Annotated in this window: 6 protein-coding genes; 2 read left to right on the forward strand and 4 right to left on the reverse strand. The window is 53.9% G+C overall.

The window, feature by feature from the left end; translation table 11 throughout:
* Positions 1-77: 77 nt before the first annotated feature.
* Both urtB and urtA read right to left on the reverse strand, forming a co-directional pair.
* Positions 78-1,247: an urea ABC transporter permease subunit UrtB gene (gene urtB / locus LKE08_RS03275; protein ID WP_324702765.1), complete on the reverse strand. Its 1,170-nt coding sequence runs from the start codon at positions 1,245-1,247 to the stop codon at positions 78-80.
* A 219-nt stretch (positions 1,248-1,466) separates the two neighbouring features.
* Positions 1,467-2,804: an urea ABC transporter substrate-binding protein gene (urtA, locus tag LKE08_RS03280; protein WP_324702770.1), complete on the reverse strand. Its 1,338-nt coding sequence runs from the start codon at positions 2,802-2,804 to the stop codon at positions 1,467-1,469.
* Positions 2,805-3,388: 584 nt separating this feature from the next.
* Between urtA and LKE08_RS03285 the strand changes: the two genes are divergently transcribed.
* On the forward strand, positions 3,389-3,682 hold the full coding sequence (locus tag LKE08_RS03285; protein WP_324702766.1) for a DUF2103 domain-containing protein: 294 nt from the start codon (positions 3,389-3,391) through the stop codon (positions 3,680-3,682).
* Between the two features lie 208 nt (positions 3,683-3,890).
* Here LKE08_RS03285 and rsmG read toward each other — a convergent pair whose 3' ends face one another.
* A complete protein-coding gene (gene rsmG, locus LKE08_RS03290; RefSeq protein WP_324702767.1) occupies positions 3,891-4,634 on the reverse strand; it encodes a 16S rRNA (guanine(527)-N(7))-methyltransferase RsmG in 744 nt (247 codons plus the stop codon).
* Positions 4,635-4,668: 34 nt separating this feature from the next.
* Positions 4,669-5,322: an energy-coupling factor ABC transporter ATP-binding protein gene (locus tag LKE08_RS03295; protein WP_324702768.1), complete on the reverse strand. Its 654-nt coding sequence runs from the start codon at positions 5,320-5,322 to the stop codon at positions 4,669-4,671.
* 167 nt (positions 5,323-5,489) lie between these two features.
* Between LKE08_RS03295 and LKE08_RS03300 the strand changes: the two genes are divergently transcribed.
* Positions 5,490-6,458 (forward strand): Sll0314/Alr1548 family TPR repeat-containing protein, encoded by a 969-nt coding sequence (locus tag LKE08_RS03300; RefSeq protein ID WP_324702769.1) that lies wholly within the window; start codon positions 5,490-5,492, stop codon positions 6,456-6,458.
* The last annotated feature ends 205 nt before the right edge of the window (positions 6,459-6,663 follow it).

Here is a 6,663-nt window from a genome sequence, read left to right on the forward strand (position 1 = left end):
CAGCACCGGCAGGATGCCCGTGCTACTTCGACCGAATTCTCAGCACCGGCAGGATGCCCGTGCTACTTCGACCGAATCTACAACTCCGCCGTCCGACCTTTTTGCGGAAAAATACCCGCCGGTTTGACCTGCAAAAATGCGATAATTAAAACGAACACCAACACCTTCGCCATGCTGGTCGTCGCGAAGAAATTAAACAGGTCGGTTAAGGGCTGCAAAAATTCCACCGGAGAAATCAATAACGCCAACGTTCCCGAACCGATCAGATAGCTGACCGTTCCGATCGCCAACGCCGCGATCACCGCCCCGAACAGGTTTCCTACACCCCCGACGACCACCACCATAAACGTATCGACGATATAATTTTGCCCCGTATTTGGACCGACAGAACCCAATAATGTGATCGCACATCCGGCGATTCCCGCCAGTCCGGAACCCAATGCAAATGTCAAAGCATCGACGCGATCGGTGGGGATGCCCAAACAGGCGCTCATGCTGCGATTTTGGGTGACAGAACGAATCCTCAGACCCCAGGTCGAACGGTTCAAAAACCAATAAATTCCCGCCAAACAAAGCAGCGTTAAAATAATAATAAAAACCCGAGAATAGGGAAGCTGAAAATTCCCCATAGCCAGACCCCCCCGCAACCAAGCCGGCGCCGTCACGTCCACATTTCTGGCACTGAACCAGGGCTTGGTCAACACGTCTCCAAACGCCCGACCCAACAGGATACTCGCGGTTGTGGAAATTCCCGCAGATAGGACGAGTAAAAGGGCGATCGCCCCGTTGCGAATTCGCTCCCAGTTCCCCCGACGTTTGACCACAAATAAACCGCCAAAAAAGAGCAGGCAAAATATGGCGATACCCAACACCAAACCCCAGTTGACGCTCCGCACGAATTGGCGTAAAATTAAGCTGACCCCCCAAGTCGCCAACAGGGTTTCTAACGGTCGGCCGTACAGATATCGGATCACTCCCCTTTCCAACAGTAGCCCCACCAAACCCGCGACGACAAACGCCACGGGGAGGGCGACGAAAATATAGATACTGAATATGGGGGAATCTTCCAGGGGTTTGAATACATTTTGAACGACGAAGGTGGCGTAGGCTCCTAGCATCATCAATTCCCCGTGGGCGAGGTTGATCACCCCCATCAGTCCGAAGACGATCGCCAACCCCAAAGCCGCGATCAGCAACACCGAACCGATACTGATACCATTAAAAATGGCGATGGCAAGTTCTTGCATTTTTTAAGATTGAAAACAACCGCAAATGGACAGATATGGCAGGCAACAGGCAACAGGCAACAGGAAACAGACAACAGGGAGAAAAAGCTTTCACAGTCCGGGTTTCAGAATTGATCGCTGTCGCCAGGGCGGTTGCCATATCAACCCTCCGATTTCCGCGAAAAAAGGGGAGAAGGGGAAATTAAATTCCCCGTTCTTCCAGCCATCAATTATCGAGATTTAAACCCCGTCCATTTGGAATTTTTCGCCCTTGGCAGGATCGGTCCAGTCGCAGGCGTAACCCTTCGTACTGGGGACGTATTGATTCCACGCGATCGGCTGTACCGGACCGTCGGACGCCCAGACAATATCGAACATCCCATCATCCCGAATCTGGCCGATTCGCACGGTTTTGGACAGGTGGTGGTTGGGGTTAATTGTCACCAACCCTTCCGGGGCCTGTAATTGCTGGCCGATCGCCGCGGCCCTCACCGCTTCGAGATCGTCGGCCGTCCCCGCCTGTTCCACCGCCTGTTTCCATAGGTAAACCATGATGTAAGCGGCTTCCATCGGGTCGTTCGTCACCCGATCTTGACCGTATTTGTTCTTAAACGCCTCCACCCAAGTTTTATTCTCGGGAGTATCGACGGTTTGGAAATAGTTCCAGGCGGCGTAGTGGTCTTTCAAAAACTCCGGCCCGATCTGCCGCACTTCTTCCTCGGCGATACTCACCGACATCACCGGGTACAAATCCGGTGTCAGTCCTGCCCCCTGCAACTGTTTGAAAAAGGCGACGTTGCTATCTCCGTTGAGGCTATTAAAAATCACGCCACCATTCGGCAACGCCTGCTTAATTTTGGTTATAATTGCCGTGACTTCCGTATTTCCCAAGGGGAGATAATCTTCCCCGACCGTCGTTCCGCCTTTGGCGTTGAGCTGCTCTTTTATAATGGTGTTTGCCGTGCGGGGAAAAACGTAGTCGGAGCCGACAAGAAAGAATTCCGTACCCTTATTTTCTAATAGCCAATCCACCGCCGGCTCGATTTGTTGATTCGGGGCGGCTCCGGTGTAGAAAATATTCTTGGAACACTCCTGCCCTTCGTATTGGACGGGATACCACAACATATGGTTTTTGGATTCAAAGACATCCTTGACCGCCTTGCGGCTGGCGGAAGTCCAGCATCCGAAAACCGTCACCACTCCATCTTGATCGATGAGTTTTTCGGCTTTTTCCGCAAATGTCGGCCAGTCGGAAGCCCCATCTTCAACCACCGCTTCGATCCGTTTGCCCAACACGCCGCCGTTGGCATTGATCTCCTCGATCGCCATTTTTTCAGCTTCCACGACGGTGGTTTCGCTGATCGCCATCGTCCCACTCAAAGAATGCAAAATCCCGACTTTGATCGTGTCGCCGTTGGCCGTGCTGGCTGTGGTTGCGTCGGGGGTTTCGGCTGTCGTTCCGTCCGTCGTTTCGCCCGTGGTTTCGGCGGCATTTCCGCAGGCTTTCAAAAACAGACTGCCACCCAACGCGGCAGATCCGTACAATAAAAACTTCCGTCTTCCTAATCCTTGGCTCATCATAAATAATGGGTACTCCAGAAGATGTGTTGAAAATTTTATCCGTTAATTTTACATTTTTAGCGGTATGACTTCAATCCTCACTCTCGATCAACAATGATGCTACGCAGATCCGATTGATTCGAGTCCGAAACTGCGATTTTACACGGGTGGAACTCGGCGCACAATCTGAGGATTTTGGATTCGATCCGGTTCGCCAAATCGATCTAAGTAAGTCTACCCAATCTCATCCTCATTTTACTGTTCAGTAATACCACCGATCTGCAACTGATTGACGGTGAAATTTTGGGCTGGTGTCGTATCCTAGAACAACTCAATATAAAAAAAAGTAATCAAAGATACTGTTTTTGAGGGCATCGTTGCGATCGCACCTCCCCAAGCCGATCTGGGCTTCGGATCGATCGCGGGTTGGGTTCCCCCCCTCACCCTGAGAAAAAACACCTTATTTCCGACTCTAAAATAAGCTCGGCGATCGATACAGATGATCGCCCCCCAAAAATTTCGCCCGCCCCGATCGCGCGATCGCCTGTCGGACGTCCCGCCAAAAATCTATACTGGAAATGTTGATTTTGGAGACTGAAACGATGAAAAATAACTCCCGGGGCCGCTTGGTTTGGAATCACTCCACCCACCTGCAGGGCTTGATCCCCGTACTCGATCGCCTCACCCACCATGACGGAATTCAAACCATCACCCCCGGCGTGATCACGAAAGCCAAGGGACACTGCCCCAAAATGAAATTGAGAGTTTCCGTCCCCATCCGGGGCGGCTTTAAAGTTCTCGCCAGAGCCGGAAAGACGGTTCAGGAAGTGTTTTTCATCACCAGTCTTTCGCAGCCGGAACTCGAAGGCGCGATCGCAAATGCTTTAAGAAAATAATTTTATAGCTGTGATTGATCGCGCTGTGGGCGGGAGTCGGGAGTCGAGAGTCGGGAGTCGGGAGAACTCAAAACCCCTTTGAATCAAAATTGTGGCGTTTTCAAATCCCCCTCGATTTGTCAATACGCTTTGGCTCATCGCGATATCAGCTTTCGGCAATCATAGCATCCGATTTGAGAACCCCGATCGCCTCTGGTGGTCGGGGTTTTCAACCCAACGGTTTTTGGGCCGGAACCCCCGCCGGACGGGGGAAGCGGTCGGGGGTGGGTTCGACTTTCCGCAGGTAAACGCAGTGGCGGACGCCCCCGCTCAAGGGCGTTTCAAACCCTTCCACCGACTCCAGCACGCCCCCCAATTGGCCGATCGCACGTTGGATCTCCTTTTGTTCCACCTCCGTCCACTGTCCCCGATAGAGAACCGCCGTCCCGCCCATTTTCAATAAGGGCAAACTGTATTCGGCACAAACCGACGCCGCCGCCACGGCTCGCAGCGTCACCAAATCGTAAGTTTCGCGATGTTCCGACATCTGGGCGATCGCTTCGGCCCTCCCCACGACGGGAAACGCCCTCTCGATCCCCAACTCCGCCACGATTGTCTGCAAAAATGCCACCTTTTTACCCGTACTGTCGAGCAACGTCACTTCGGACTCCGGAATCGCGATCGCGATCGGCAGACCCGGAAACCCCGCCCCCGTGCCAATATCGATGATTTTCAAATGGGAATATCCCCTCGATAGCCAGGGGACGACCCCCCGCAGGGAATCCCACAGGTGCTTTTCCCAAAACTCCTCCGGCTCGGTGATGCGGGTCAAATTCAACCGCCGATTCCCCGACAAAATCCGTTCGTATAAACTTTGAAACATCTCCCGCTGGCGATCGCTCGGCCTCCACCCCAACGTCTCGACCCACCGCGCTTCCATCCCCGGCAAAAGTAAGCCCCCAGTCTTTTCCATCTAAATCTCAACCCCAATTATTAATTGTTAATTGTTAATTATTAATTGTTAATTGTTCCGCTTCGGTGGGTCGCAACTGTCCGTGATCGAGACTCCAGCAGCGATCGGCGATTCTCACCATATCCTCCGCGTCGTGGGTCACCACCAACAGCGTCCAGTGAGATTTCAACTTTTCCAACAAACCCACCAACTGCTGCCGCATGGACCAGTCCAACCCCGCCGTCGGTTCGTCCAACATCAACAAATGGGGTTGGCGGATCAGTTGCACCGCCAAAGCCAACCGCCGCTGCTGTCCGCCGCTGAGGGAGTGGGGTGGCGTTTGCAGGGGAATTCCACTCAAACCCACCTCCGCCAGAGCCCGTTCCATCTGCTCCTGTCCGATTTCCGGGTGTCCGAGCCGCAACTCCTCCAAAATCGAGCCGCCGCAAAAATGGCGTTCCGGGAACTGGAACACCAACCCCGCCAGTTGCGGCAAATGTTCCGACGTCAACTCTTGCTCCCGCCAGCGGATGTCCCCTTTGGTTTGTTGCGCCAAACCCGCTAAAATTTCCAACAGCGTGCTCTTGCCGGAACCGCTGCGACCGACGATCAAGCCCATCTGCTGGGGGGCGAGCTCCAAATTCACGTTGTCGAGAATCGGAGCGTTGCAAGCCGCCGGATGATAGAGCAAATTTCTGATATAAAGCATTTAGAGGTTTTCTCGAATTGGCATTTCAACCGGGTGGAACGTGGCAAAACCCGTCAAAAATTATAGCATCGGCAGATTGTCACCTGCCGGGGTCAAACCGCCCGAACCGCCCACCTTCGACTTCTGGAAAGATTGCCATGATCGCCGTGTCCCGCCATTTTAAATCTATGCGACGCCGCATTGTCGCCCTCCTGAGTGTCGCCCCGATCGCGATCGCCCTTTCGGGTGGGGTTGCCACCGCCGATCCCTTCCGCACCGAGGACCCCCGGGCGATCGGAGAAACGACGGAAGCGGCATTTCGAGCCATGTTCGAGCGGGGAAACTACCTCGAAGCCGAACGGTATCTCCAACAGGCGGAAGGCGCCGAACCGGGGGAACCGATGATTTACGCCCTGCAAGCGGCCCTCGCCTACCAGGATGAAAACTGGGAGATGCTCGAGCGTCACGCCGAGCGCACCCTGGAAACCGCGATCGCCCTCACCCCCACGGACCCCCTGCGGGGCAATTTGTATCAGGCGGTGGGCCACTTTTTGCAGGGTGCCCACATCGTCGAAACCGAGGGGACCCTGCAAGGCGCCCCCCGAGCCTTTCAAAAGTTGCAGACGGTATTGCAATTGATGAACGCCGCCGAGCAAGTCGATCCGGACGATCCGGAACTGAATCTGCTCAAGGGATATATGGATTTATTTTTGGGTTTGAATTTGCCCTTTTCCGACCCGATGGAAGCTGTCGATCGCCTGGATCGGTACGGGGAGCCTCGCTACCTCGCCCGCTGGGGAATGGCGATCGCCTACCGAGATTTAGACCAGTTTCAAAAGGCGTTAGATTTGGTCAACGCAGCCCTGGAAGAAATCCCCGATCACCCGGAATTGTTCTATTTGAAAGCCCAGATTTTGGGGTCGCTGGCGAAGGAAAACAATAACGATACGCAACTGTTAAATGCGGCCAATACCAGCTTTCAGATCGCCCTGGCAAAACCGCAGCAGCTCCCCAAGCGCACCGTCGCCCAGATTTTTTACGAACAGTGCAAAATCCTCGTCCGCATCGACAGCCGCGATCGCCCCTGCGACCCCCTGCGCGATTCGATTGAGGAGACGGAGGGATTGTGGGGACCGGCTCAATTGCCGCCCATGTGAGCTGTGGGGTGTGCTCGGTGGGGAATCGGGAATCGGGAATAGGGAATCGGGAATCGGGAATAAGGCTTGCGCCCTTGGGAGTTAATTCCCAAGCGGTGCGGATATTCAACCGGATTTGATATTAAACCTGATATAGCAGTGCGCGCTCGTCTGTTTACAGTTTCCTCAGAGGGACAAACCTTTAAACCCTGATGTCGAGGGAATT

The organism is Lyngbya sp. CCY1209 (assembly GCF_035615495.1).
Classification (GTDB): Bacteria; Cyanobacteriota; Cyanobacteriia; order Cyanobacteriales; family Microcoleaceae; genus Limnospira.